23 protein-coding genes are annotated in these 23,691 nt (G+C 66.9%); 8 read left to right on the forward strand and 15 right to left on the reverse strand.

Annotation, left to right across the window (positions count from 1 at the left end):
* Positions 1-48 precede the first annotated feature (48 nt).
* The 4 genes from FOB72_RS09650 to FOB72_RS09665 all read left to right on the forward strand — a co-directional run bounded on the left by FOB72_RS09650 (position 49) and on the right by FOB72_RS09665 (position 4,720).
* Positions 49-1,572 carry a 3-hydroxyacyl-CoA dehydrogenase gene (locus FOB72_RS09650; protein WP_150372307.1) on the forward strand — a complete coding sequence of 508 codons (1,524 nt, stop codon included), beginning with the start codon at positions 49-51 and terminating at the stop codon, positions 1,570-1,572.
* Between the two features lie 61 nt (positions 1,573-1,633).
* On the forward strand, positions 1,634-2,413 hold the full coding sequence (locus FOB72_RS09655; RefSeq protein ID WP_150372308.1) for an oxepin-CoA hydrolase, alternative type: 780 nt from the start codon (positions 1,634-1,636) through the stop codon (positions 2,411-2,413).
* Positions 2,414-2,466: 53 nt separating this feature from the next.
* Complete coding sequence (locus FOB72_RS09660) at positions 2,467-3,543, forward strand: phosphotransferase (RefSeq protein ID WP_150372309.1); 1,077 nt, start codon at positions 2,467-2,469, stop codon at positions 3,541-3,543.
* Positions 3,544-3,718: 175 nt separating this feature from the next.
* A complete protein-coding gene (locus FOB72_RS09665; RefSeq protein ID WP_150372310.1) occupies positions 3,719-4,720 on the forward strand; it encodes a Bug family tripartite tricarboxylate transporter substrate binding protein in 1,002 nt (333 codons plus the stop codon).
* 121 nt (positions 4,721-4,841) lie between these two features.
* Here FOB72_RS09665 and ggt read toward each other — a convergent pair whose 3' ends face one another.
* Positions 4,842-6,749, reverse strand: coding sequence for a gamma-glutamyltransferase (gene ggt, locus FOB72_RS09670; protein WP_150372311.1), 1,908 nt, complete (start codon positions 6,747-6,749; stop codon positions 4,842-4,844).
* Between the two features lie 251 nt (positions 6,750-7,000).
* On the opposite strand from ggt, the gene FOB72_RS09675 reads away from it, so the two are divergent.
* Positions 7,001-8,122 (forward strand): CAP domain-containing protein, encoded by a 1,122-nt coding sequence (locus tag FOB72_RS09675; protein WP_223851291.1) that lies wholly within the window; start codon positions 7,001-7,003, stop codon positions 8,120-8,122.
* Here FOB72_RS09675 and FOB72_RS09680 read toward each other — a convergent pair.
* Positions 8,109-9,047 carry a LysR family transcriptional regulator gene (locus FOB72_RS09680; protein WP_150372313.1) on the reverse strand — a complete coding sequence of 313 codons (939 nt, stop codon included), beginning with the start codon at positions 9,045-9,047 and terminating at the stop codon, positions 8,109-8,111. The genes FOB72_RS09675 and FOB72_RS09680 overlap by 14 nt on opposite strands.
* Before the next feature lie 135 nt (positions 9,048-9,182).
* On the opposite strand from FOB72_RS09680, the gene FOB72_RS09685 reads away from it, so the two are divergent.
* The 3 genes from FOB72_RS09685 (at position 9,183) to FOB72_RS09695 (ending at position 11,747) form a co-directional block, all read left to right on the forward strand.
* Entirely contained in the window at positions 9,183-10,445 is a 1,263-nt protein-coding gene (locus FOB72_RS09685; protein WP_150372314.1) for an acyl-CoA dehydrogenase family protein, read from the forward strand.
* A gap of 88 nt (positions 10,446-10,533) precedes the next feature.
* Positions 10,534-11,226, forward strand: a complete 693-nt coding sequence (locus FOB72_RS09690) for a glutathione binding-like protein (RefSeq protein WP_150372315.1) — start codon at positions 10,534-10,536, stop codon at positions 11,224-11,226.
* A gap of 125 nt (positions 11,227-11,351) precedes the next feature.
* Positions 11,352-11,747 (forward strand): helix-turn-helix domain-containing protein, encoded by a 396-nt coding sequence (locus FOB72_RS09695; protein WP_150372316.1) that lies wholly within the window; start codon positions 11,352-11,354, stop codon positions 11,745-11,747.
* A gap of 22 nt (positions 11,748-11,769) precedes the next feature.
* Here the strand turns inward: FOB72_RS09695 and ureG are convergent, their stop codons facing one another.
* The 13 genes from ureG to urtA form a co-directional block, all read right to left on the reverse strand.
* A complete protein-coding gene (gene ureG, locus FOB72_RS09700) occupies positions 11,770-12,393 on the reverse strand; it encodes an urease accessory protein UreG (protein ID WP_150372317.1) in 624 nt (207 codons plus the stop codon).
* Between the two features lie 17 nt (positions 12,394-12,410).
* A complete protein-coding gene (locus FOB72_RS09705; protein WP_150372318.1) occupies positions 12,411-13,103 on the reverse strand; it encodes an urease accessory protein UreF in 693 nt (230 codons plus the stop codon).
* Positions 13,104-13,724, reverse strand: a complete 621-nt coding sequence (gene ureE, locus FOB72_RS09710) for an urease accessory protein UreE (protein ID WP_150372319.1) — start codon at positions 13,722-13,724, stop codon at positions 13,104-13,106. It lies immediately after the preceding gene.
* Between the two features lie 11 nt (positions 13,725-13,735).
* Positions 13,736-15,451 (reverse strand): urease subunit alpha, encoded by a 1,716-nt coding sequence (gene ureC, locus FOB72_RS09715; protein ID WP_150372320.1) that lies wholly within the window; start codon positions 15,449-15,451, stop codon positions 13,736-13,738.
* The gene (locus tag FOB72_RS09720) at positions 15,451-15,756 is read right to left on the reverse strand and encodes an urease subunit beta (protein ID WP_150372321.1); all 306 of its coding nucleotides are present in this window, start codon (positions 15,754-15,756) and stop codon (positions 15,451-15,453) included. The genes ureC and FOB72_RS09720 overlap by 1 nt, the downstream gene beginning before the upstream one ends.
* Before the next feature lie 30 nt (positions 15,757-15,786).
* On the reverse strand, positions 15,787-16,416 hold the full coding sequence (locus FOB72_RS09725; protein WP_150372322.1) for a HupE/UreJ family protein: 630 nt from the start codon (positions 16,414-16,416) through the stop codon (positions 15,787-15,789).
* Positions 16,417-16,443: 27 nt separating this feature from the next.
* The gene (locus FOB72_RS09730; protein ID WP_150372323.1) at positions 16,444-16,746 is read right to left on the reverse strand and encodes an urease subunit gamma; all 303 of its coding nucleotides are present in this window, start codon (positions 16,744-16,746) and stop codon (positions 16,444-16,446) included.
* Between the two features lie 41 nt (positions 16,747-16,787).
* The gene (locus tag FOB72_RS09735) at positions 16,788-17,684 is read right to left on the reverse strand and encodes an urease accessory protein UreD (RefSeq protein ID WP_191002125.1); all 897 of its coding nucleotides are present in this window, start codon (positions 17,682-17,684) and stop codon (positions 16,788-16,790) included.
* Between the two features lie 95 nt (positions 17,685-17,779).
* Positions 17,780-18,472: an urea ABC transporter ATP-binding subunit UrtE gene (urtE, locus tag FOB72_RS09740; protein WP_150372324.1), complete on the reverse strand. Its 693-nt coding sequence runs from the start codon at positions 18,470-18,472 to the stop codon at positions 17,780-17,782.
* 2 nt (positions 18,473-18,474) lie between these two features.
* Entirely contained in the window at positions 18,475-19,323 is an 849-nt protein-coding gene (urtD, locus tag FOB72_RS09745; protein WP_150372325.1) for an urea ABC transporter ATP-binding protein UrtD, read from the reverse strand.
* Entirely contained in the window at positions 19,320-20,534 is a 1,215-nt protein-coding gene (urtC, locus tag FOB72_RS09750; protein WP_223851502.1) for an urea ABC transporter permease subunit UrtC, read from the reverse strand. Before urtC ends, urtD begins: the two co-directional genes overlap by 4 nt.
* Positions 20,534-22,177, reverse strand: coding sequence for an urea ABC transporter permease subunit UrtB (urtB, locus tag FOB72_RS09755; RefSeq protein WP_150372326.1), 1,644 nt, complete (start codon positions 22,175-22,177; stop codon positions 20,534-20,536). Before urtB ends, urtC begins: the two co-directional genes overlap by 1 nt.
* A gap of 129 nt (positions 22,178-22,306) precedes the next feature.
* Positions 22,307-23,560, reverse strand: a complete 1,254-nt coding sequence (urtA, locus tag FOB72_RS09760) for an urea ABC transporter substrate-binding protein (RefSeq protein ID WP_150372327.1) — start codon at positions 23,558-23,560, stop codon at positions 22,307-22,309.
* Positions 23,561-23,691: the final 131 nt, after the last annotated feature.

Here is a 23,691-nt window from a genome sequence, read left to right on the forward strand (position 1 = left end):
AAAAAACGTACGATCGTGCTAATTTAACCACACCTTTCTGGACGAATCATGAGCAACTTCTCGATCGAAACACTCGGTATCGTGGGCACCGGCGCCATGGGGCGCGGCATTGCCCAGATCGCCGCGCAGGCCGGCCTGACCGTCAACCTGTTCGACACGAATCCGCAGGCCGTCGCCGCGGCGCGTCAATACCTGCAGGACACGTTCGCCCGGCTCGCTGATAAAGGCAAGATCAGTGCCACCGACGCGGAAGCGTTCCTCGCCCGCGTGAAGCCGTGCAACGCGCTCGAGGACCTCGCACCGTGCGACATGGTGCTCGAGGCCATCGTGGAGAAGCTCGACGTCAAGCGCGACCTCATCGCGAAGCTCGAGGCGATCGTACGTCCGGAAGCGATCATCGCATCGAACACCTCGTCGCTGTCAATTACCGCGATCGCCGTGGGCGCCAAACACCCCGGCCGCGTCACGGGCTATCACTTCTTCAATCCGGTACCGCTGATGAAGGTGGTCGAGGTGATCGACGGCCTGTCCGGCGACCCCGCCGTGGGCGACGCGCTGATGGCGCTGTCGCGCCGCATGGGCCACACGCCGGTGCGCTGCAAGGATATGCCGGGCTTTATCGTGAACCACGCGGGCCGCGGCATGAACATCGAGGGCCTCAAGGTCGCGCAGGAAGGCGTGGCCTCGTTCGCCGATATCGACAACATCATGCGCGAGCAGGCCGGCTTCCGCATGGGCCCCTTCGAGCTCATGGACCTGACCGGGCTCGATGTGTCGCACCCCGTGATGGAGTCGATCTACAACCAGTTCTACCAGGAACCGCGCTACCGTCCGTCGCCGATCACGGCGCTGCGTTCGGTCGGCGGCCTGCTCGGCCGCAAGTCGGGTGGCGGTTTCTATGCCTACGTCGATGGCCAGAAGCAGGTGCCGGCCGCCGCGCCCGCGCCGGCCGCGCGTCCCGCGAGCGTGTGGGTGAGCCGCGCGAACGAGCGTGGCCATGCAATGACCGTCAAGCTGCTGACCGCGCTCGGCATCGCGCCGGAAGCCGGTAACGCGCCGTCCGCCGATGCGCTGATCGTGGTGACCCCGCTGGGCCTCGACGCGACCTCGGCCGCGCTGATGGAAGGCCTCGATGCCACGCGTACCGTTGCCATCGATACGCTGCTGCCGTTCGAGGCCACCAAGCGCCGCACGCTGATGACCACGCCGGCCACGACGGCCGCCGCGCGCGATGCCGCGCACGGCCTGTTCGCCAGCGACGGCGTGCCCGTGACCGTGATTCGCGACTCCGCCGGTTTCGTGGCCCAGCGCATCGTCGGCACGATCGTGAATATCGCGAGCGATATCGCGCAGCAGCGCATCGCCACGCCGACCGACATCGACCTCGCGGTGAACCTCGGCCTCGGTTATCCGAAGGGTCCGCTGGCGCTCGGCGATGCGATCGGCGCCGACGTGATCGTCGAGGTGCTGCGCAATCTCGACCGGCTGACCGGCGACATGCGTTACCGCCCGAGTCCATGGCTGTGGCGCCGCGCGGGCCTCGGCCTGTCGCTGCTGACCGACGAAGCCTGATCGCGGGCGCCCCGACGAGACACGGGGCGCCCTTTTTGTTTTTGCCCTCCAAGAGGCTGCCATGACCGCCCAACTGCTTTCCGAACGCGTCGACGGGACGCTGATCCTCACCATCTCGAACCCCGAGGCGCGCAATGCGCTGCATCCGGACATCTATGCCGCTTCCCACGAAGCGCTCGAGGTGGCCGCGCGCGATGACGCGATCCGCGCCGTGATCTTTACCGGTGCCGACGGCGTGTTCTGCGCGGGCGGCAACCTGAACCGCCTGCTCGGCAATCGCGCCAAGCCGCCCTCGGTGCAGGCGGAGAGCATCGAGACGCTGAACCACTGGATCGAGACGCTGCATGCGTTTCCCAAGCCCGTGATCGCCGCCGTGGAAGGCCCGGCGGCCGGGGCGGGCTTCTCGCTCGCGCTTGCCTGCGATTTCGTGGTGGCCGCGAGCGATGCCAAGTTCGTGATGGCGTACGTCAAGGTGGGCCTGACGCCCGACGGCGGCGGCTCCTACGAACTCGCGCGCATGCTGCCGCGCCAGCTCGCGAGCGAATTCATGATGGAGGGCAAACCCATCGACCCGGCCCGGCTTGCACAATTCGGTATCGTCAATCGCGTGGTGCCGCCGGGGCAGGCGCTGGTGGAGGCCCAGCGATTGGCCGAGGGGCTGGCGAAAGAATCGCCGAACGCGATCCGCGGCATCAAGGCGCTGATCAACCATGCGGGCGGCGCCACGCTGACCGAGCATCTGACCGCGGAGCGCGACAGCTTCGTCTCCGCGCTCCATCACGCGGATGCGGGCGAAGGCATCGGGGCGTTTCTCGAGAAGCGCAAGCCGAAGTATCGGTAACGCGTCATCGGAACGCACGCTCGCGGCAAATACAAAAGATCCACGGAGACACCATGAGCAGCAACGTTTCGCAATTCGAAGGGACCCGGCCGGTGGCCGACCAGCAGCGCTTCGACGTAGGCGCGCTAGAGCAGTGGATGCGCGCGCATGTCGAGGACTTTGCCGGGCCGCTGACCGTCGAGCAGTTCAAGGGCGGCCAGTCGAACCCCACCTTCAAGCTCGTCACGCCGAAGCAGACCTACGTGATGCGCGCGAAGCCCGGCCCGCGCGAGAAGCTGCTGCCTTCGGCCCATGCGATCGAACGCGAGTATCGCGTGATGGCCGCGCTGGCGGGCACCGACGTGCCGGTGGCGCGCATGTTCGCGCTGTGCGAGGACGAGTCGGTGATCGGCCGCGCGTTCTACATCATGGAGTTCGTGGCGGGACGCGTGCTGTGGGACCAGTCGCTGCCCGGCATGTCGACGGCCGAGCGGGCGGCGATCTATGACGAGATGAATCGCGTCATCGCGGCCCTGCATACCGTGGACTATCGCGCGATCGGGCTGGCCGACTATGGCAAGCCCGGCAACTACTTCCAGCGCCAGATCGAACGGTGGACCAAGCAGTACAAGCTGTCCGAGACCGAATCGATTCCGGCGATGGACAACCTCATGGCCTGGCTGCCCGAGCACATCCCCGCCGATGCCGATGCGCTGACCAGCATCGTGCATGGCGACTACCGGCTCGACAACCTGATGTTCCATCCCACGGAGCCTCGGGTGCTGGCGGTGCTCGACTGGGAGCTGTCCACGCTTGGGCATCCGATGGCGGACTTCGGCTATCACTGCATGAGCTGGCATATCGCCCCGGGGCAGTTCCGCGGCATCGCGGGGCTCGATCACGCGGGGCTCGGCATTCCGGACGAAGCGGCCTATCGCAAGCGCTACGAGCAGCGCACCGGGCGGCCGATCACGGGCGACTGGAATTTCTACCTCGCATTCAGCATGTTCCGGATTGCCGGGATCCTGCAGGGCATCATGAAGCGCGTCGTCGATGGCACGGCCTCTTCCGCGCAGGCCACCGACGCGGGCAAGCGGGCGCGGCCGATGGCCGAGATGGGGTGGGTGTATGCGCAGAAGGCCGGCAAATAGCGCCCATCCCCCGCAGATGTCATCAGACAACTGATCAGCGCGATGGGCATCTCCGGATGCCCATCTTTGCGTGATGGATAAGCGTTAATCCCTAATAGACCTGCTCCGGAAACGCGTCTACACTCGCGACACATGTTGTACGACATCTTATGATAAGCGTTACTGGAGACATACAATGAACGCACGCCGTCGCTTCCTCGGTCAGGCATCCGGGCTCGCCGCCCTCGGTACGCTCGGCACGTCGGGCCTGATTGCGCCCATGTCTGCATGGGCCGAAGACAAATGGCCCAATCGCCCGATCCGCCTCGTCGTGCCCTACCCCGCCGGCGGCTCCTCCGACATCATCGCGCGCCTGATCAGCAAGCAGCTCGGCGACGCGCTGGGCCAGCCGATCGTCGTCGATAACCGCCCCGGCGCCAACGGCAACATCGGTGCCGCCATGGTCGCGCAGTCGGGCGCCGACAATCACACGCTGCTGCTCTGCGACGTGGGCGCGCTGGCCATCAGCCCGTCGGTCTACACCAAGCTGACCTTCAGCCCGGACAAGGACCTCAAGGGCGTGGCGATGCTCGCTTACTCGCCGCACCTGCTGGTGGTGCATCCGAGCGTACCCGTGAACAACCTCAAGGAACTGGTCGCGCTGTCGCACAAGCAGACGCTGAACTTCGCCGTGACGGCCATCGGCAGCGCGCCGCACCTGGCCGGCGTGGCCGTGCAGCAGGCGACCGGCGCCGCGTGGCAATACGTGCCGTACAAGGGCGGTGCGCAGGCGATTGCCGATACCGTCGGCGGTACCGCGCAGGTGCTGATGAACGGCATGCTGGCCACGCTGCCGCAGGTGCAGGCGGGCAAGCTGAAGCTGCTGGCCGTGTCCAAGAAGACGCGCATGCCGCTGGTCGGTCAGGTGCCGACGATTGCCGAGCAAGGCGTGGCGAACTTCGAATCGGGTACGTGGCAAGGCGTGATGGCGCCGAAGGGCATGCCCGACGCGATCGTCGCACGCCTGAGCAGCGAGCTCATCCGCATCATCCGCACGCCGGAGATTCGCGCGCAGCTCGCGGGCCAGGGTGCGGAAGTCGTGACGATGACGCCGGCCGAGACGAACAAGTGGTTCGTGACCGAGGAGAAGCGCTGGGCCGAGGTCGTGAAGTCGTCGGGCGTGAAGCTCGACGCGTGACGGTATTGACCGTCGTCTGACGGGCAGTCGAACCCGGGGCGATACACCGGGAAGACTGCGGTCTGGGGGGTCTGTTTGGCGAGGGCAACTGCCCTCGCCTTTTCATTTCCGGAGCGCGCGCTCAGTCCGCGAGCGCCACGCCTTCGCGGCGCGGGTCGGCGCCGCCGGCCCAGACGGGCTTGCCGTCACGCGTCTTGCGCACGATGGCCTGCGTGCCGCTCGTCATCTCGATCTCCGCCACCTGATGGCCGCGCTGGCGCAGCGCCTCGGCCAGTTGCGGCGTCACGAGTCCCTTCTCGAGTTCGGTGGGGCCGTTGCGGCTGCCGAAGTTCGCCATGCCCACGGCGTTCTGCACATCCATGTCCCAGTCGAGCAGGCCCACGAGCGTCTTCGACACGTACTCGATGATCTGCGAGCCGCCCGGCGATCCGAGCGTGGCGACGAGGCGGCCGCTTTCGCGATCGAACACGAGCGTCGGCGCCATCGACGAGCGCGGACGCTTGCCCGGCTGCACGCGGTTCGCGATCGGCTTGCCGTTCTCGCTCGGCGTGAACGAGAAGTCCGTGAGCTGATTGTTGAGCATGAAGCCGCGCACCATGATGTGCGACCCGAAATACGACTCGATCGTCGTGGTCATCGAGATCGCGCCGCCGCGGTCATCCACCGCGACGATCTGCGACGTCGAGATACGCGGCGGCGAAGGGTCCGGCGCGAACGCGACCTTGGTGCCGGCCGGCACGCCCGGCTGCGCCTTGCCCATGCTCTTGTCGCCGATCAGCCCGGCACGTTCGGCCAGATACGACGGGTTGACGAGGCCGGCGACATCGACGGGCACGAAGTCGGCGTCGGCCACGTAGAGGCCACGGTCGGCATACGCGAGGCGATCGGCTTCCGAGATCGCGTGCACGGCGAGCGGATCCGCTTCCATCAGCGCGGGCGTGTTGACCTGACGCGGCTTGAGGCTGGCCAGCGCATAGCGCGGGTCACGTTTCTCGAGCGCCTCCAGCGTGCCCAGAATCTGCGCGATGGCGATGCCGCCCGACGACGGCGGCGGCATGCCGCACACCTTCCACTGCTTGTAGTCCGTGCAGACCGGCTTGCGTTCGACGGCCTTGTACTGCATCAGGTCCTTCGCCGACAGGCTCCCCGGATTCGGATGACCGTTGACCTTCGTGACGATCTCCTGCGCGATCGGGCCCGTGTAGAGCGCGTTGGGCCCGCGGCGCGCGATCTGGCGCAGCGTCTGCGCGAGCTGCGGGTTCTTGATGATCGTGCCGACCGGCTTGGCCTTGCCCTGCGCGTCCAGGAAGTACGCCGTCATTTCCGGCGAGCCGCCCATGAACTTGTCGGCGGCGACCTGCGTGTAGAGGCGCGGCGACATCGGGAAGCCGCCCTCCGCGAGCTTGATCGCGGGCTGGAACAGGCGGGCCCATGGCAGGCGGCCATGCTGGCGGTGCGCCAGTTCGAGCGCGCGCAGCACGCCGGGCGTCCCGACCGAGCGGCCGCCGATCTGGCCTTCGGAGAACTCCATCGGCTTGCCGTCGGGACGCATGAACAGGTTTTCCGTCGCGCCGGCCGGCGCGGTCTCGCGGCCGTCGAAGGCCTGCACGCGCTTGCCGTCCCAGTACATGATGAACGCCCCGCCGCCGATGCCCGTGGCCTGCGGCTCGACGAGCGTCAGCACGGCCTGCATGGCGACGGCCGCGTCGATCGCGGACCCGCCCGCACGCAGGATCTCGCGGCCGGCTTCCGTCGCCAGCGGATTCGCGGCGGCGGCCATATGGCGCTGACCGTAGATGGTGCTCATCCCCGGCCGATAACCGGAGGACACCTCGGGCGCCGGGGGCAGCCCGGCGGTGGAAGCCTGCGGCGCCGCCGTGGCCGGGGCGGCAGTCTGCGCGGCACCGGTGCCGTCCGCGGACTTGTCCGTCGTGCCGCAGGCGCTGAGCGCGGCGGCAATGGCTAGCGCCAGCGTCGCGCGCCAGAGGGTGTTATTCGTCTTCTTGCTCTCGTTTGCCGCGTCGGACATGCCGCTCTCCTGGGGGGAAGAATGAGGGCGATTGTAGCGGCTTGGGCCGCGTATGGCGGCGGGTTTCGACGCGGACGGCGCGGTGGGTTCGTGCAGCGCGCGCGGATCACAACGTAAATAAATGTTTGCATGCTGGCCCGCCTTTCGTTGAATCCCTAACATCGTCCGGTTTTTGTCTTACCGGGGATACATTTGTGATGGGCCGCTCCACGCCGTTGATTTCGCGCCGTTTTTTCGTCTTGCCGTTTGCCTTGCCGCTCGCTGTCAGCGCGGCCGCGTTGCTCGCCGCCTGTGGTGGCGGGGGCGACGAGGGCGGTGCCGCGCCGCAGGCCGCGGCGTCCACCGCGAGTCCAGGCATGGGTGCGGGCACGGGCACGGCCGCGCAGGCGTCCACCGCCGTGCCGGGGGCCCCGTCTCCCGCCACCACGACAGCGCGCGCGTGCTACACGGTCACGGGCAACGCTGCCGCGCCGGTGACGGGCGCGATCGGCGTGCTGCCGGCGCGCGGCACGGGCGTGTCGGGCTATCGCGTGCTCGACGACGCGCGTAGCGCGGGGCTCTGCTATGCCAACTATCGCCGCGAGCAGGTGGGCCTGCCGCCGCTGACCGCGCGCGATGCGCTCGGGACCTCCGCGCAGAATCACACCGCGTACATGCTCGCCAGCCAGACGCTCACGCATGACGAGACGTCGGGGGCGCCGGGCTTCACCGGCGCGACGGCGAACGGGCGGATTCAGGCCGTGTATCCGACCAGCGCCACCGCCGAGGTGGTGGCGACGGGCAATCGCTGGACCTCGGCCGCGGGGGCCAATCTGTCGATGACGCCAAAGGATGCGCTGGTCGTCGATCTGATCAACGCGCCCTTCCACCGCGCGGCGCTGCTCGGCAGCTACGGTTCGGCAGGCAGCGGCTTCGCTGAAAGCGTCGGTGCCGGCAGCAATGGCGGTACGTCGGCGAGCTACTACCAGACCATCGACCTTGCCGATGCCAGCAAGGGTGGCGCGGACAATCTGATGGTGGCGTATCCGTACGACGGCCAGGCCGATGTGCCGGCCAGCTGGGTCAACAACGAGAGTCCCAATCCGGCGCCGGCCTACGCGGGCCAGACGATCGGCTATCCGGTCACGCTGCAGGCCATCGACACGGCGCTGGCGTTCAACGCGGACACGTTCACGATAACCGATGCGCAGGGACGCAACGTGCCTTGCGAGAAGGTCGATGCGCGAACCGCCGGCATGTCGGGCGCCGCGCGCGGACTGGCGATGTGCACGCCGACCGCACCGCTGGCCAGCGGGACGCGCTACAGCGTCACGGTGACGGGAACGCTCGGCGGACAGGGCGTCAACCTGAACTGGTCGTTCACGACGCTGTAGGGTTCTCGGGCGGCGTACCGCCCAGCGACTGCATCACCGCGAGCAGCTGTTCCCGCAGCCACCGGTTCGCCCCATCGTTCTCTCCCCCGCCATGCCAGTACAGATGCAGTTCGAGCGCCGGCACGGCGAACGGTAGCGAGAGGATGCGGTTCGCATAAGGCTCGTTGGCAATGCGCGCATAGCGCAACGGCAACGTGGCCAGCAGATCGGTGGTACTGACCACGCGGCAGGCGCCCGCATAGTGCTGGCACCGTAGCCGCACGCGTCGCGTCAGGCCCATGCGGTGCAGGGCCTGATCCTCGAGCCCCGCGCCACGGCGCCGTGACGATACATGCAGGTGCTCGGCCGCAAGGTAGCGCTCGAGCGTCAGTTCCTTCTTCACCAGCGGATGGTCGCGCCGCGCCAGCACCACCATCGGGTCCGACATGAACGCCGCGTGGTGGATCGCCGGCGACACCGGCAGCAGGATATCGATGGCCGCGTCGAGCGTGCCCGCCAGCAACTCCGACTCCATCTCGCGCCGGTCGAAGCGGATCACCGCGATATCGACGTGCGGCGCCAGCGCCGTGACGCGCGCCATCAGCGGCGGCAGCAGCGTCGACTCCAGCGCATCGCGCATGCCGATCGTGAAGCGCCGCACCGTGGCCGTCGGATCGAAATGCGGCGTGTCCTGCAGCGTCCGCGCGAACGACTGCAACGCCCCGCGCACCTCGCCCGAGAGCGAGCGCGCGAGCGGGGTCGGCGCCATCCCCTGCCCCCGCCGCTCGAACAGCGGATCGTCGAACAGCGTGCGCAGCCGCCCCAGCGCATGGCTGACCGCGGGCTGCGTCAGATTGAGCTGGCGCGCGGCCGCGGTGATGCTGCCCTCGCTGTAGATGGCGTCGAACACCACGAAGAGGTTGAGGTCGATCCGGGATAGCTGCATGCGGGCCATTCTGTCACGGAATGCAGGACATTGATACTGGCAAATCCAGTAAATTCATTTCTCTTATTACATGCCATCGGGTAGAGTGGCCCAATCGCTGAAAGCCGACGCGCTGAGCGCAGACGAGGAGACGCCATGGATTTCGACTATTCGCCGAAGGTCAAGCAGATGCAGGAGCGCCTGCTGGCCTTCTTCGACGCGCATATCTATCCGAACGAAAAGAAGTTCTACGCCGAGATCCAGGCGAACCGCGAAGCGGGCAATGCCTGGATCCCCACGCGCGTGGTCGAGGACCTGAAGCCCGTGGCCCGCGAAGCCGGCCTGTGGAACCTGTTCCTGCCGCGCTCGCCCCGCGCGCCGCAAGGCCTTTCGAACCTCGAATACGCACCGATGTGCGAGATCATGGGGCGCGCGCCGTGGTCCGCCGAGGTGTTCAACTGCTCCGCGCCGGACACCGGCAATATGGAGACGTTCGAGCGCTATGCCTCCGAAGAACTCAAGGACCAGTGGCTCGAACCGCTGCTGCGCGGCGAGATCCGCTCGGCGTTCCTGATGACGGAGCCCGACGTCGCCTCCTCGGACGCCACGAATATCCGCTGCCGCATCGAACGCGACGGTGACCATTACGTGATCAACGGCACCAAGTGGTGGTCGTCGGGCGCCGGCGATCCGCGTTGCAAGGTCTACATCGTGATGGGCAAGACGAACCCCGACGCCCCGCGCCATGAACAACAGTCGATGATCATCGTGCCGGCCGATACCCCGGGCATCACGATCAAGCGATTCCTGCCCGTGTTCGGCTACGACGACGCCCCGCACGGCCACATGGAGATCGAGCTCAAGGACGTGCGCGTCCCCGCGGGCAACATGCTGCTCGGCGAAGGCCGCGGCTTCGAGATCGCGCAGGGCCGCCTGGGCCCGGGTCGCATCCACCACTGCATGCGCAGCATCGGCGTGGCCGAGCGCGCGCTGGAACTGTTGTGCAAGCGCGCGCTGTCGCGCGTGGCGTTCGGCAGGGAAATCGCGCGCCAGGGCGTGACGCAGGAGCGCATCGCCGAAGCACGCTGCGATATCGAGATGGCGCGGCTGCTGACGCTCAAGGCCGCATACATGATGGACACCGTCGGCAACAAGGTGGCCAAGGCCGAGATCGCGATGATCAAGGTGGTGGCGCCGAACACCGCGCTGCGCGTGATCGACTGGGCCATGCAGGTGCATGGCGCGGCCGGCGTGTCGAACGACTTCCCGCTCGCGAACTGGTGGGCGCATCAGCGCACGCTGCGCTTTGCCGACGGTCCGGACGAGGTGCATCGCAACGCGATCGCCAAGCTCGAGCTCGCCAAGCATATGAATGTCAGCGCGGACGCCGTGAACATGCCGGTGACGCGCGGCGGCTGAAAACCCCGTCCGCCACAGGCCTATTCCTTCCGTGCTCTAATCGGCGATCCATTTCAGTCAGGCACTGCGCCACCGAGGAGAGCACGGAATGATCGACGTCTATACGTGGGCGACGCCCAACGGCCACAAGGTCCACATCATGCTCGAGGAATGCGGCCTCGCGTACAAGGCCCATCCGATCAATATCGGCGCCGGCGACCAGTTCGGCGAAGACTTCCTCGCGATCAGTCCCAACAACAAGATTCCCGCGATCGTCGATCCGGACGGTCCCGACGGCCAGCCGATCTCGCTGTTCGAGTCCGGCGCCATCCTGCTCTATCTCGCCAGCAAGACCGGCAAGTTCCTGCCCGAGGACGTGCGCGGCAAGTACGAGGCCCTGCAATGGCTGATGTTCCAGATGGGCGGCGTGGGCCCGATGCTCGGCCAGGCGCACCACTTCCGCATCTACGCGCCCGAGAAGATCGAATACGCGGTCAATCGCTATACCAACGAGGCCAAGCGTCTCTACGGCGTGATCGACAAGCGGTTGTCCCAACATCCGTGGCTTGCAGGCAACAGTTACTCGATTGCCGATATCGCAACGTTCCCGTGGCTGCGCAGCTGGAAGAACCAGGGCATCGAGCTCGAGGATTATCCCCATCTGAAGCGCTGGTTTGATACCATCGCCGCGCGGCCCGCCGTTCAGCGCGGCGTGGAGGTGCTCGCCGCCGAACGCCGCCCGCAGCATGACGAGAAGGCGCGCGAAATGCTTTTCGGCGCCACGCAGTACCAGCGCAGATAAGGCCCGATCGGCGACGATCGCGGCCGTGGGTGGGGCTGACACCGATAGAACGGGGACCTATAGGTTGTCGTGACGGTCAGGCCAAAACCCTTAGTCTCTGAGCGACTTAAAATCCACAATGGCTCATGACTGGCGATCCTCTCAAGCTATTCGGCCGACATCTCACGTGGTTGCGCAAGCAACGCGGCTGGTCGCAGGAAGCGCTGTCGCTGGAAAGCGGACTGGCGCGATCATATCTGAGCGGCATCGAGCGCGGCACGCGGAACGTCGCGCTCTACAACATCTGCACGCTCGCCGATACGCTCGGCGTGCCGCCGCCGGAGATGCTCGACTTCTCGAAGCACACGGACGAAACCGACTCCGACGAACCGCGCTCGCCGTTCGATCCGGAATCGTCTCCGGCCGTGCAGGCGACGCTGCGCTATATGGCCGCGCTCGACGACTCCGAGCAGGATGTCGTGGCGGCCGTGGCGCGCGCCCTCGCCAAGAAGAACGCGCGACGCCCTGCGGAAGATAACTGAGAACGGCGTTTCAACGACCGTTTCAAACCCCAAGCATGCCCTGGCGTTCGATGAATGCCACGACTTCCGCCAGGCCCTGCCCCGACTTCACGCTGCCCATCACGAACGGGCGCTCGCCGCGCATCTTGCGCGTATCGCTCTCCATGATCTCCAGGTTCGCGCCGACGTACGGCGCGAGGTCGGTCTTGTTGACCACGAGCAGATCGGACTTCGTAATGCCCGGGCCGCCCTTGCGCGGAATCTTCTCGCCGCCAGCCACGTCGATCACGTAGATCGTCAGATCGGACAGCTCCGGGCTGAACGTCGCGGCCAGATTGTCGCCGCCCGATTCGATGAACACGACGTCGGCATCGGGAAATTTCGCCAGCATGCGATCGACGGCTTCGAGGTTGATCGACGCATCCTCGCGAATCGCCGTATGCGGGCAGCCGCCCGTTTCCACGCCCATGATGCGCTCGGCCGGCAACGCGCCGGAGATCGTCAGCAGGCGCTGGTCTTCCTTCGTATAAATGTCGTTGGTGATCGCCACGAGGTCGTAGCGGTCGCGCATCGCCTTGCAGAGCATTTCGAGCAGCGTGGTCTTGCCGGAGCCCACGGGGCCGCCGACGCCAACACGCAGCGGAGGATTCTTCTTGGTACGGGTCATGATCGATCGGATTCGGTTCAGGATCGGAACAGCCGGGAGTACTGTGTCTCGTGCCGCGCGGACAGCAGGCCCAGCATCGGAGAAAACGTGGAAAGCCTTGGCGGATTCGCCTCGGCGCGCTGCCATGCGGCCTCGACCATCCCGGTCACGGGCGTGTGCAGCGATCGCAGGATATGTTGCCCGGCCACCTGCCCGAGCGGCACGGCCTTGAGCGCGGCGGCGACCTGGTTTTCGGCCCAGTTGAACGCATAGGCGGCCAGCCCATCGCGCGCGTCGATCTGGAGCGCCACGCAGGCGGCCGTGAAGGCCGTCGGCAGGCAGATGGGCGAGAACGCGGTCAGCGCGTCGCGCATGGCGGCGTCGCCCCACGACATCTGGGCGATCAGCCGCGCGAGCGACCAGCCCATTTGCTCGGTCTCCAGCCGCAGTTCGGCGGTCTCGCGCGTGGCGTGGAACCAGTCGTTCCATTCGCGCACGGCAGCGAGGTCGCCCGATTGCCACGCGCGGTGCAGCAGCAGCCAGACCGGCGCCTCGCACGTGGCCTGCACGTGCGTGAGGTTGTCGTGGATCCAGCGGCCGGCGGTGTCGGCGTCGCGCACGATACCGCATTCGATCGCGGCCTCGAGCCCCTGCGAGTAGCTGAAGCCGCCGATCGGCAGCGCGGGGGAGGCGAGGTGCAGCAGGGAGATGAGTTGGGGCAGCGCGGTCATTCAGTGACGATGGGAATGGCCATGCCCGTGGTCATGGTTGCAACCCGGGCCATGCTCGTGGTCGTGACCGTGCCCGTGGTCGTGCCCGTGGTCGTGCGCATGCCCATGATGCTCGTGAAACACGGCCTGCGCGGCCGCATAATCCTCGGCGAACGTCGCGTCGTGCCCATGCTTGTGCCCGCCGCCATACGCGCCGGCCTCGGGCTCGAACGGCAACTCCGCGCGCGCAATCGTGACGCCCAGGCGGACCAGCATATCGGCCAGCACCGGATCGTACTCGAGCCGCAGATAGTCGCGCCCCACCTCCACCGGCGTATGGCGGTTGCCAAGGTGATAGGCCGCGCGCATCAAGCTCAGCGCGTCATCCGCGGTCACCTGCAGCACGGACTCGGCCGCGGCCTGCACCTCGATAAACGCGCCATCCTCGGCCACCAGCAGGTCGCCGCCGCGCAGCACGGTGCCGCGCGGCAGGAACAGCGCCACTTCCCCACCGTTGTCGAGCACCGCGCGCAGGCGGCTCTTGCTGCGGTCGCCAAACGGCAGCAAGAGCTTGGCCGCGCGCTTGACCAGCACGGGCGCAATGCCGTGCGGCGCGGGCAGATGTTTGTCGATCTTGATCACGTCGGTACCACTCAGAACAGAAAGTATCGCTGCGCCATCGGCAGCACGGTAGCGGGCTCGCAGGTCAGCAACTGCCCATCCGCAACGACCTGATAGGTCTCCGGATCGACGGTCACATGCGGCTGCCAGTCGTTGAGCACCATATCGCGCTTGGACACGGTCCGCGTGCCGCGCACCGCGGCGAGCGTCTTGGCCAGACCATAGCGCTCGCCGACGTTGGCCGCAAGCGCCGCCTGCGACACGAACGTCAGCGACGAGCGCGGCAGCGCGCCGCCCGCCGATGCGAACATCGGCCGGTAGTGCACGGGCTGCGGCGTCGGGATCGATGCGTTGGGATCGCCCATCGCCGCCGCGGCAATCATGCCGCCCTTGAGGATCAGGCTCGGCTTGACGCCGAAGAACGCGGGCTTCCACAGCACGAGGTCCGCCCACTTGCCGACCTCGATGGACCCGACCTCATGCGCAATGCCGTGCGTGAGCGCCGGATTGATCGTGTACTTGGCGATATAGCGACGCACCCGGAAGTTGTCGTGGCCGCCGCGCGCATCGTGCGGATCGCCGGGCAGCTTGCCGCGCTGGGCGGCCATCTTGTGCGCGGTCTGCCAGGTGCGGATGATCACCTCGCCCACGCGGCCCATCGCCTGCGAGTCGCTGGAGATCATCGAGAACGCGCCGAGGTCGTGCAGGATGTCCTCCGCCGCGATGGTCTCGCGGCGGATCCGCGATTCCGCGAACGCGATATCCTCGGCAATCGACGGATCGAGGTGATGGCACACCATGAGCATGTCGAGGTGCTCGTCGAGCGTGTTCACCGTGTACGGCCGCGTCGGGTTCGTCGACGACGGCAGCACGTTGGCCTCGCCGCAGACCTTGATGATGTCCGGCGCGTGGCCGCCGCCCGCCCCTTCCGTGTGATACGTATGAATCGTGCGGCCCTTGAACGCGGCAATCGTCGCCTCGACGAAACCGCCTTCGTTGAGCGTGTCCGTATGGATCGCCACCTGCGTGTCGGTGGCATCGGCCACGCTCAGGCAGGTATCGATCGCCTGCGGCGTGGTGCCCCAGTCCTCGTGCAGCTTGAGCCCGATCGCGCCGGCCTCGACCTGCTCGGTCAGCGGCCCGGCCTGGCTCGCGTTGCCCTTGCCGAGAAAGCCGATGTTCATCGGATAGGCATCGGCCGCCTGCAGCATGCGCTCCATGTACCACGGCCCCGGCGTGACCGTGGTCGCGAACGTGCCCGTGGCCGGCCCCGTGCCGCCGCCGATCATCGTGGTCACGCCGCTCATCAGCGCTTCCTCGATCTGCTGCGGGCAGATAAAGTGGATATGCGAGTCGATACCGCCGGCCGTCACGATCATGCCCTCGCCCGCGATGACCTCGGTGCCCGGGCCGACGACGATCGTCACGCCGGGCTGGATATCCGGGTTGCCCGCCTTGCCGATCGCCGCGATGCGCCCGCCCTTGAGGCCGATATCGGCCTTGACGATGCCCCAGTGATCAACGATCAGCGCGTTGGTGATGACGGTATCGACGCAGTCCTTCGCCATGCGCTGGCTCTGCCCCATGCCGTCGCGAATCACCTTGCCGCCGCCGAACTTCACTTCCTCGCCATAGATCGTGTAGTCGCGCTCGACCTCGATCACGAGACCCGTGTCCGCGAGCCGCACGCGGTCGCCCGTGGTCGGGCCGAACATCTCGGCATAGGCCTGCCTAGAGATCTTCACCATTACAGCGCTCCCATGATCTTGCCGTTGAAACCGTAGACGATGCGATCGCCATCGAGCGCGACGAGTTCGACCGTGCGGCTCTGCCCCGGCTCGAAACGCACGGCGGTGCCCGCGGCGATATTGAGCCGGAAGCCGCGCGCGGCTTCGCGGTCGAAATCGAGCGCGGCATTGGTTTCGTAGAAATGGAAATGCGAGCCGACCTGGATCGGGCGATCGCCCGTATTGGCCACCGTCACGCTGACGGTCGCGCGGCCCACATTGAGTTCGATCTCGCCGTCCAGCGGCATGAGTTCACCGGGAATCATCGCGATGCTCCGTGCTCGTTGGGAAAGGCGTCACGCCACCAGCAGGCCCACGCCGTACAGCGCCACGCCGGCACCCGCGACGCGCGCGAGCCAGCCCGCATGGCGGCGCAGCACGGCGCCAAGGCCGATACCGCCGCAATGCAGCGTCATCGTGGCCAGCGCGAAGCCGCTCACGTAGGCCAGCACCGTCGGCAGCGCCGCGGCCGTGGCCGGCAGCTCCGCGCCATGCGCGTAACCGTGGAACAGCGCGAAGCCGCCGACGATCGCCATGCCGGCGGCCGCGGGCAATTGCGCGCGCAGCGCGACCAGCAGGCCGATCACGAGCAGCGAGGCGGCGATCATCGGCTCCACGGCGGGCAGCGCAAAGCCGGACAGGCCCAGCGCGGCGCCCACGAGCATCAGCGCCACGAAGGCGAACGGCAGGCGCAGCAGCTGCATGGCGCCAAGCTGCTGGCCGTGGCTGCCGCGCGTGGCCAGCGCGCTCCACACGCCGACCGATGCCATCGCGAGCAGGTGGTCCGCGCCGGTCAGCGGGTGCAGCAGGCCGGCGTAGAAGCTGCCGGCCACGGTGGTCGCCTCGTGCCCAGGGTGCGCGAAGGCGCTGACGGCGGTGAGCGACAGGGTGGCGCCGAGCGCCAGCGTGCGAGCGGTTCTTGTCATGATGTTCTCGTTGGTGTCGGACAAAAATCAAACAATCGGGTGGTGGACGGTCACGAGCTTGGTGCCGTCGGGGAACGTCGCTTCGACCTGGATCTCGGGAATGAGCTCGGCCACGCCGTCCATCACGTCCTCGCGCGACAGCACGGTGGTGCCTTCATGCATGAGCTCGGCGACGGTGCGGCCATCGCGCGCGCCTTCCATGATCGCGGCGGTGATCAGCGCCACCGCTTCCGGATAATTGAGCTTGAGGCCGCGCGCGCGGCGCCGTTCGGCCAGCAGCGCGGCGGTGAAGATCAGCAGCTTGTCTTTCTCTCGCGGCGTGAGTTCCATCGTCGGAGTTCCTTTGTCTTGTTGTCTCGTTGGATTGAGGTTCAGGTCGCCCACAGCCGCAGTGGCCGCGCCGGCACGCCATGGATGGGCCCGCGCAGCTGCGTCCAGCAGTCGATCAGCAGATGGCGCACGGGTTCGATATGGCGGCCCAGCACGCGCAGCAGCAGCATGCGCTGGTCGGACGACGTCATGCACGTCACCCCCGCGCGCAGGTCTTCACGGTACGGACAGCGCTCGGCCAGCGCCTCGGCCAGTTCGGCCGTCGCGCCCTCGCCCACGGCCCACAGCGTGCCGAGCACCGGCAGGCCATCCATGCCGGGCAGCGCGGTGCGCAACGCGCAGTCGGCATCGACGAACGATTGCTCGATCCACAGCGGGCGCTCGCCGTTGCCGACGCGCGTGTCGAGCCACAGCGCGCCCTGCGACCAGCGCTCGCCCGATGCCTGGCGGCCGAGCACCACGGCGTCCCAGCCGATGGCGCTGCCGCCACGCGCCACGCGCACGTCGGTGCCGATGCGCGCGCGCGCATCGTCGAACACGATGTTCTCCTGCGGCAGCCAGTCCAGCCGCGCGCCTCCGGCCACGTCGATGCGCACCCGCTGGCTCGCCTCGCGGCCGAGCGACTTGTACCATTTGGTGGCGCCCGGCGTCGCGAGCACCGCATGCGCGCCCGGTTGTACCGCGATATCGATATCGAGCAGGTCACCGCCGGCGATGCCGGCCGGCGGATGCAGCACCACCGCGTGGCAGATCGCATCGCCTTCCGGGTAGAGCGGCTTCTGCACCATCAGCGGGCCTTTGTGGCGGCGCTCGACCAATGCCGTGCGCATGCCCTCGCCCTGGCCGCGCGCGGCGAACGTCAGGCGCAGACTGGCCTGCCACGTGGCGGGCATTGCGGAGGACGCGACGAGCGTCGAGGGCAAATCGGGATGACGCATGAGGAAGGACAGTGCGGGCAAGCGCGGGGCGCACGCCATGTGGGCCGTCGTTGCCGGCCATCATAGCGCGCGATCGTGGTAACCGATAGTGCGGATCAGACCGCAATCAGTTCCCGCACCCCATCCTGTTCCATGTTCGCGCCCACGCCCTTCGCCACCACCTCGCCGCGGCTCATCACCACGTAGTGGTCGGCCAGATGGCGCGCGAACTCGTAGTATTGCTCCACGAGCAGCACCGTCATGCCGAACTCGTCGACAAGCAGCCGCAGCGCGCGGCCGATGTCCTGGATGATCGACGGCTGGATGCCTTCGGTCGGCTCGTCGAGGATCAGCAGCTTCGGCTCGCTCATCAGCGCGCGGCCGATCGCCAGTTGCTGTTGCTGGCCACCCGACAGGTCGCCGCCGCGACGCTGGCGCATCGTGCGCAGCACCGGAAACAGCTGGTAGATGCGATCGGGCACGCCCGCGGGTGCCTTGCGGCTCGCGGCGCCGATCAGCAGGTTCTCCTCGACGGTCAGGCGCGGAAAGATCTCGCGGCCCTGCGGTACGTAGGCCATGCCCGCGGCCACGCGCTCGTACGGCGCCTTCTTCTCGATGGCGCTGCCGCCCCAGCTGATGCTGCCGCTGCGCGTGGGCACCACGCCCATCAGGCATTTCAGCAGCGTGCTCTTGCCCACGCCATTGCGGCCGAGCAACGTGGTCAGCTTGCCCTCGGGCACGTCGAAACTCACGTTGCGCAGGATATGGCTGCCGCCGTAGAACTGATTCAGTGCGTTGACCTGCAGCATCGTTATCTTCCCAGGTAGGATTCGATCACGCGTTCGTCGCGCTTCACGGCATCGAGCGTGCCCTCGGCCAGCAGGCTGCCTTCGGCGAGCACCGTGACCTTGCCGGCCTCCCCTGCCAGCGCGGCGACGAATTCCATGTCGTGCTCCACGACCATCATCGAGCAGCTGCCCCGCAGGCTGTTGAGCAGACCCGCAAGCTGCATGGTCTCTTCATCGGTCATGCCGGCCACGGGTTCGTCGAGCAGCAGCAGTTGCGGCTGCTGCATCAGCAGCATGCCGATCTCGAGCCGCTGCTTCTGGCCATGCGACAGCAACCCGGCCGGACGGTAAGCCTCGTCCTCGAGGCCCGTCAGTGCCAGCGTTTCCTCGATGCGGCGATGGCCCTCGCCCGTCAGCCGCGCGCGCAGCGACGACCACCAGCGCTTGTCGGCCTTCATCGCGAGTTCGAGGTTCTCCCACACCTGATGCTGCTCGAACACCGTGGGCTTCTGGAACTTGCGGCCGATGCCGACCTGCGCGATGCGGGGCTCGGTCATGCGCATCAGGTCGATGGTCTGGCCGAGGAATACGCGTCCGCTCACGTTTGCGTTGCGCGGACCGGTCTTGCCCGTGATGACGTCCATCATCGTGGTCTTGCCGGCGCCGTTCGGACCGATCACGCAGCGCAGCTCGCCATGATCGATCGAAATCGAGAGCTTGTTCAGCGCGCGGAATCCGTCGAACTGCACGGTGAGGTCCTCCACGTAGAGGATGGGGCCGTGCGTGACGTCGATCGTGCCCGGCTCCACCACGCGGCCGAGGCCCGTGGTTTCGCCGCTCTCGGCTTGTTCTGCGTTCAGTGCGGCGTTCATGCTTCCCTCCGGACCGGTGCGGCCTTGTCATCGGCGACCGGTGCCCCGGCGCTCTCGATCTTCTCCTTCGCCGTGCGGCGGCCCGACAGGCGCCGCCACAGCCCCACCACGCCATCGGGCAGGTACAGCGTCACGAGCACGAACATCGCGCCGAGCAGGAACAGCCAGTACTCGGCGAAGTACGCCGTGAACATCGTCTTGGCACCGTTCACGAGGAACGCGCCGACGATCGGGCCGATCAGCGTGCCGCGGCCGCCCACGGCCACCCACACCGCCATCTCGATCGAGTTGGCGGGCGACATCTCGCCCGGGTTGATGATGCCGACCTGCGGCACATACAGCGCGCCCGCGATGCCGCACAGCACGGCCGAGAACGTCCATACGAACAGCTTGTAGCCCAGCGGGTTGTAGCCCGAGAACATCACGCGCATCTCGGCGTCGCGCACGGCCGTCACCACGCGGCCCAGCTTCGACGACACGATGTAGCGGCATGCGATGAACCCGGCCAGCAGCGCGAAGAACGTCAGCACGAACAAGGCCGTGCGCGTCTCCGGCGCGGCGACGGCAAAGCCGGCGATGCGCTTGAAGTCCGTGAAGCCGTTGTTGCCGCCGAAGCCCGTCTCGTTGCGGAAGAACAGCAGCATGGCCGCATAGGTCATGGCCTGCGTGATGATCGACAGGTACACGCCCTTGATGCGCGAGCGGAACGCGAAGTAGCCGAACAGCCAGGCCAGCACGCCCGGCACGAGGATCACGAGCAGCAGCGCGTAAGGCAGATGCTCGGTGCCGTGCCAGAACCACGGCAGTTCCTTCCAGTCGAGGAACACCATGAAGTCGGGCAGATCGCTCTTGTACACGCCCTCGCGGCCGATCGAACGCATCAGGTACATGCCCATCGCGTAGCCGCCGAGCGCGAAGAACAGCCCATGCCCGAGGCTCAGGATGCCGCAGTAGCCCCAGACGAGGTCCAGCGCGATCGCGGCCAGCGCGAAGCACATGATCTTGCCGACCAGCGTGAGCCCGTAAGCCGACAGATGCAGCGGGTGGCCCTCCGGCACGAGCAGCGCGCAGACCGGCACGCCGATGGCCACGACGATCGTCAGCACGACCAGCGCGACCCATACGCGGCGCGAGAACAGCGGCTGGCGCTCGGGCACCGACAGGCGGAACGGCGCGCCCCCCACGGCGGATTTGGATTGAAAGCTCGTCATCATGCCTCCGCGCTGCGCCCTTTGAGCGCGAAAAGTCCCTGCGGCCGCTTCTGGATGAAGAGGACGATCAGCACCAGGACGAAGATCTTGGCCAGCACCGCGCCATAGAACGGCTCGATGAACTTGTTGATGATGCCGAGGCCGAACGCGCCGACGATGGTGCCGGCCAGCTGGCCCACGCCACCGAGCACGACCACCATGAACGAGTCGATGATGTAGGCCTGCCCGAGGTCGGGACCGACGTTGCCGATCTGGGACAGCGCGCAGCCGCCAAGCCCGGCGATGCCGGCGCCGAACGCGAACGCATAGCTGTCCACCTTCCACGTGCGCACGCCGACGCAGGCCGCCATCGTGCGGTTCTGCGTGGTGGCGCGCACGAACAGGCCCAGGCGCGTGCGGTTGAGCACGCCCCATGCAATGGCCACCACCGCGAGCGCGAACAGGATGATGATGACGCGGTTGTACGGAATCACCAGGCCGGGCAGCCACTCCATGCCGCCGCTCATCCAGACCGGGTTGGCCACTTCGACGTTCTGCGCGCCGAAGATCGTGCGCACGGCCTGCTGGAACAGCAGGCTGACACCGAACGTGGCCAGCAGCGTCTCCAGCGGACGGCCATACAAGTGGCGCAGGACGATGCGTTCGAGCGCAAACCCGACCACGGCCGCCGCGAGGAACGATGCCGGCAAGGCGGCGACCAGATACCAGTCGAACGCATTCGGCGCATAGGCGCGGAACAGCGTCTGCACGACATAGGTCGCGTAGGCACCGATCATCAGGAACTCGCCGTGCGCCATATTGATGACGCCGATCAGGCCATAGGTGATGGCGAGGCCCAGCGCGGCCAGCAGCAGCACGCTGCCGAGGCTCAGGCCCGCGAACAGGTTGCCCACGAGTTCGGCGCGGCGCTGGTCGCTGCGCAGCGCGTCGAGCGTCTGCTGCGCGGCCACGCGCACGTCGGCGTCGGGCTCGCGGTATTTGCCGGCGTCGTCCTTCTCGACCAGCGGCGCCAGTTTCTGGCGGCTCTGCGGATTGCTGTCCTTGCCGAGAATGCGAATGGCTTCGAGCCTGGCATCGCGCGGCGCATCGGCGCCTTCGGCCAGCACGGTGTTGGCCCAGATCACGTCCAGGCGCGCGCGCAGCCCGGCATCGGCCTCGGCCTTGCGCGCGGCCGCCACGACCTCTTGCGAGGCATTCTCGGGCGCGTCGAACAGCGTGTTGATGGCCTGCGTGCGCACCGCGATATCGGGCGACTGCAATTGCAGGCTGCTGGCCGCGCTATCGACGAGCGTGCGCAGGCTGTTGTTGAGCGTCAGCGATTCCAGATCGTCCTGCTTCACGGTCACGGGCTTGCCGCTGATCGCATCGACGAACTTGTCGCCGTCCTGCCGCACCATGCCCACCGACGGCGCGTACTGCAGCGCATCGTCCTGCAGGGCCTTGAGGATCGGAGCGGCCTGCTCGGGTGGCGCCTTGGTCAGCGCGGTCACCGCGGCGGTCTTCGCGTCGAAGTCGTCTTCCGCAAGCGGCTTGAGATCGGCCTGCGTCAGGGGTGCGGCCCAGAGCGGCGCCGCCCACAGTGACGTGAGCAGCAGCGCTGCCAGCATGGCGCGGAGCCATGATCGGGATATGGGTGATGGCATAGGGCTGGCGGAGTATCTTTGGGCGTGGCGCGATTCGTGTACGTCGATACTCGCGTCTGGTTTTATGAGGACCCCTCTCCCGCGGGGAGAGGGGGTACTGCGCTATCCGGATGACGGAAATCCCGGTGCTTACATCACCTTGTCCGGCTTGCCTTCGTTACCCGAGATGAACGGGCTCCACGGTTGCGCGCGGATCGGCTTCGCGGTCTTCCACACCACGTTGAACTGACCGTCGGCCTTCACTTCGCCGATCATCACGGGCTTGTACAGGTGGTGGTTGTCGCCCATCGTCAGCGTGAAGCCATCCGGTGCCTTGAAGGTCTGGCCGTACATCGCGGCGCGCACCTTGTCCGGATCGGTCGTGCCGGCCTTCTTGACCGCCTGTGCCCACATGTGGATACCCACGTAGGTGGCTTCCATCGGGTCGTTGGTCACGCGCTTGTCGCCGCCGGGCAGGTTGTTCGCCTTGACCCATGCCGCCCACTTCTTCTTGAACGCTTCGTTCTCGGGGTTCTTCACCGACATGAAGTAGTTCCATGCGGCCAGATGGCCCACCAGCGGCTTGGTGTCGATGCCGCGCAGTTCTTCCTCGCCCACGGAGAACGCCACCACCGGCACGTCCTTGGCCTTCAGGCCGGCGTTGCCCAGTTCCTTGTAGAACGGCACGTTCGAGTCGCCGTTGATCGTCGAGATCACGGCCGTCTTGCCGCCCTGCGAGAACTTCTTGATGTTCGCGACGATGGTCTGGTAGTCGCTATGACCGAACGGGGTGTAGACCTCCTCGATGTCCTTGTCGGCCACGCCCTTGCTCTTCAGGAACGCGCGCAGGATCTTGTTGGTCGTACGCGGGTACACGTAGTCCGTGCCCAGCAGGAAGAAGCGCTTGGCGCCGCCGCCTTCCTTGCTCATCAGGTATTCCACGGCGGGGATGGCCTGCTGGTTCGGCGCGGCACCCGTGTAGAACACGTTCTTCGACATTTCCTCGCCCTCGTACTGCACGGGGTAGAACAGCAGCGAGTTCAGTTCTTCATAGACCGGCAGCACCGACTTGCGCGACACCGACGTCCAGCAGCCGAACGTCACGGCGACCTTGTCGTTGGTAATCAGCTGACGTGCCTTCTCCGCGAACAGCGGCCAGTTCGAGGCCGGGTCCACCACCACGGGTTCGAGCTTGCGGCCCAGGACACCGCCGCTCTTGTTGATCTCGTCGATGGTCATCAGGGCCACGTCCTTGAGCGACGTTTCCGAAATGGCCATCGTGCCCGACAGCGAATGCAGGACACCGACCTTGATCGGGTCCTTCGACTGCGCCATCAGCGGGCTGGTACCGATCATCGCCGCGGCGGCTACCGCCGACAGCTTCAGCATGTCACGTCGTTTCATTGCAGCTCCCAGTTTTCGTATGTGGTTAGGGACTACGCACCCCGGGTGATGCTTCTGCAACTAGCGTGCCACCGCGAAAACGCGATGCCGACGTGACAATTCCTCAGGTTCGCACCAGCATGGTGCCGCCC

It is taken from the genome of Cupriavidus pauculus (assembly GCF_008693385.1).
Classification (GTDB): Bacteria; Pseudomonadota; Gammaproteobacteria; order Burkholderiales; family Burkholderiaceae; genus Cupriavidus; species Cupriavidus pauculus_D.

What these genes read in the sequence shown, in the direction of transcription:
- FOB72_RS09650 (WP_150372307.1), top strand. Translation starts at nt 49, where the DNA reads ATGAGCAACTTCTCGATCGAAACACTCGGTATCGTGGGCACCGGCGCC.
- FOB72_RS09655 (WP_150372308.1), top strand. Translation starts at nt 1,634, where the DNA reads ATGACCGCCCAACTGCTTTCCGAACGCGTCGACGGGACGCTGATCCTC.
- FOB72_RS09660 (WP_150372309.1), top strand. Translation starts at nt 2,467, where the DNA reads ATGAGCAGCAACGTTTCGCAATTCGAAGGGACCCGGCCGGTGGCCGAC.
- FOB72_RS09665 (WP_150372310.1), top strand. Translation starts at nt 3,719, where the DNA reads ATGAACGCACGCCGTCGCTTCCTCGGTCAGGCATCCGGGCTCGCCGCC.
- ggt (WP_150372311.1), bottom strand. Translation starts at nt 6,749, where the DNA reads ATGTCCGACGCGGCAAACGAGAGCAAGAAGACGAATAACACCCTCTGG.
- FOB72_RS09680 (WP_150372313.1), bottom strand. Translation starts at nt 9,047, where the DNA reads ATGCAGCTATCCCGGATCGACCTCAACCTCTTCGTGGTGTTCGACGCC.
- FOB72_RS09685 (WP_150372314.1), top strand. Translation starts at nt 9,183, where the DNA reads ATGGATTTCGACTATTCGCCGAAGGTCAAGCAGATGCAGGAGCGCCTG.
- FOB72_RS09690 (WP_150372315.1), top strand. Translation starts at nt 10,534, where the DNA reads ATGATCGACGTCTATACGTGGGCGACGCCCAACGGCCACAAGGTCCAC.
- FOB72_RS09695 (WP_150372316.1), top strand. Translation starts at nt 11,352, where the DNA reads ATGACTGGCGATCCTCTCAAGCTATTCGGCCGACATCTCACGTGGTTG.
- ureG (WP_150372317.1), bottom strand. Translation starts at nt 12,393, where the DNA reads ATGACCCGTACCAAGAAGAATCCTCCGCTGCGTGTTGGCGTCGGCGGC.
- FOB72_RS09705 (WP_150372318.1), bottom strand. Translation starts at nt 13,103, where the DNA reads ATGACCGCGCTGCCCCAACTCATCTCCCTGCTGCACCTCGCCTCCCCC.
- ureC (WP_150372320.1), bottom strand. Translation starts at nt 15,451, where the DNA reads ATGGTGAAGATCTCTAGGCAGGCCTATGCCGAGATGTTCGGCCCGACC.
- FOB72_RS09720 (WP_150372321.1), bottom strand. Translation starts at nt 15,756, where the DNA reads ATGATTCCCGGTGAACTCATGCCGCTGGACGGCGAGATCGAACTCAAT.
- FOB72_RS09725 (WP_150372322.1), bottom strand. Translation starts at nt 16,416, where the DNA reads ATGACAAGAACCGCTCGCACGCTGGCGCTCGGCGCCACCCTGTCGCTC.
- FOB72_RS09730 (WP_150372323.1), bottom strand. Translation starts at nt 16,746, where the DNA reads ATGGAACTCACGCCGCGAGAGAAAGACAAGCTGCTGATCTTCACCGCC.
- FOB72_RS09735 (WP_191002125.1), bottom strand. Translation starts at nt 17,684, where the DNA reads ATGCGTCATCCCGATTTGCCCTCGACGCTCGTCGCGTCCTCCGCAATG.
- urtE (WP_150372324.1), bottom strand. Translation starts at nt 18,472, where the DNA reads ATGCTGCAGGTCAACGCACTGAATCAGTTCTACGGCGGCAGCCATATC.
- urtD (WP_150372325.1), bottom strand. Translation starts at nt 19,323, where the DNA reads ATGAACGCCGCACTGAACGCAGAACAAGCCGAGAGCGGCGAAACCACG.
- urtC (WP_223851502.1), bottom strand. Translation starts at nt 20,534, where the DNA reads ATGACGAGCTTTCAATCCAAATCCGCCGTGGGGGGCGCGCCGTTCCGC.
- urtB (WP_150372326.1), bottom strand. Translation starts at nt 22,177, where the DNA reads ATGCCATCACCCATATCCCGATCATGGCTCCGCGCCATGCTGGCAGCG.
- urtA (WP_150372327.1), bottom strand. Translation starts at nt 23,560, where the DNA reads ATGAAACGACGTGACATGCTGAAGCTGTCGGCGGTAGCCGCCGCGGCG.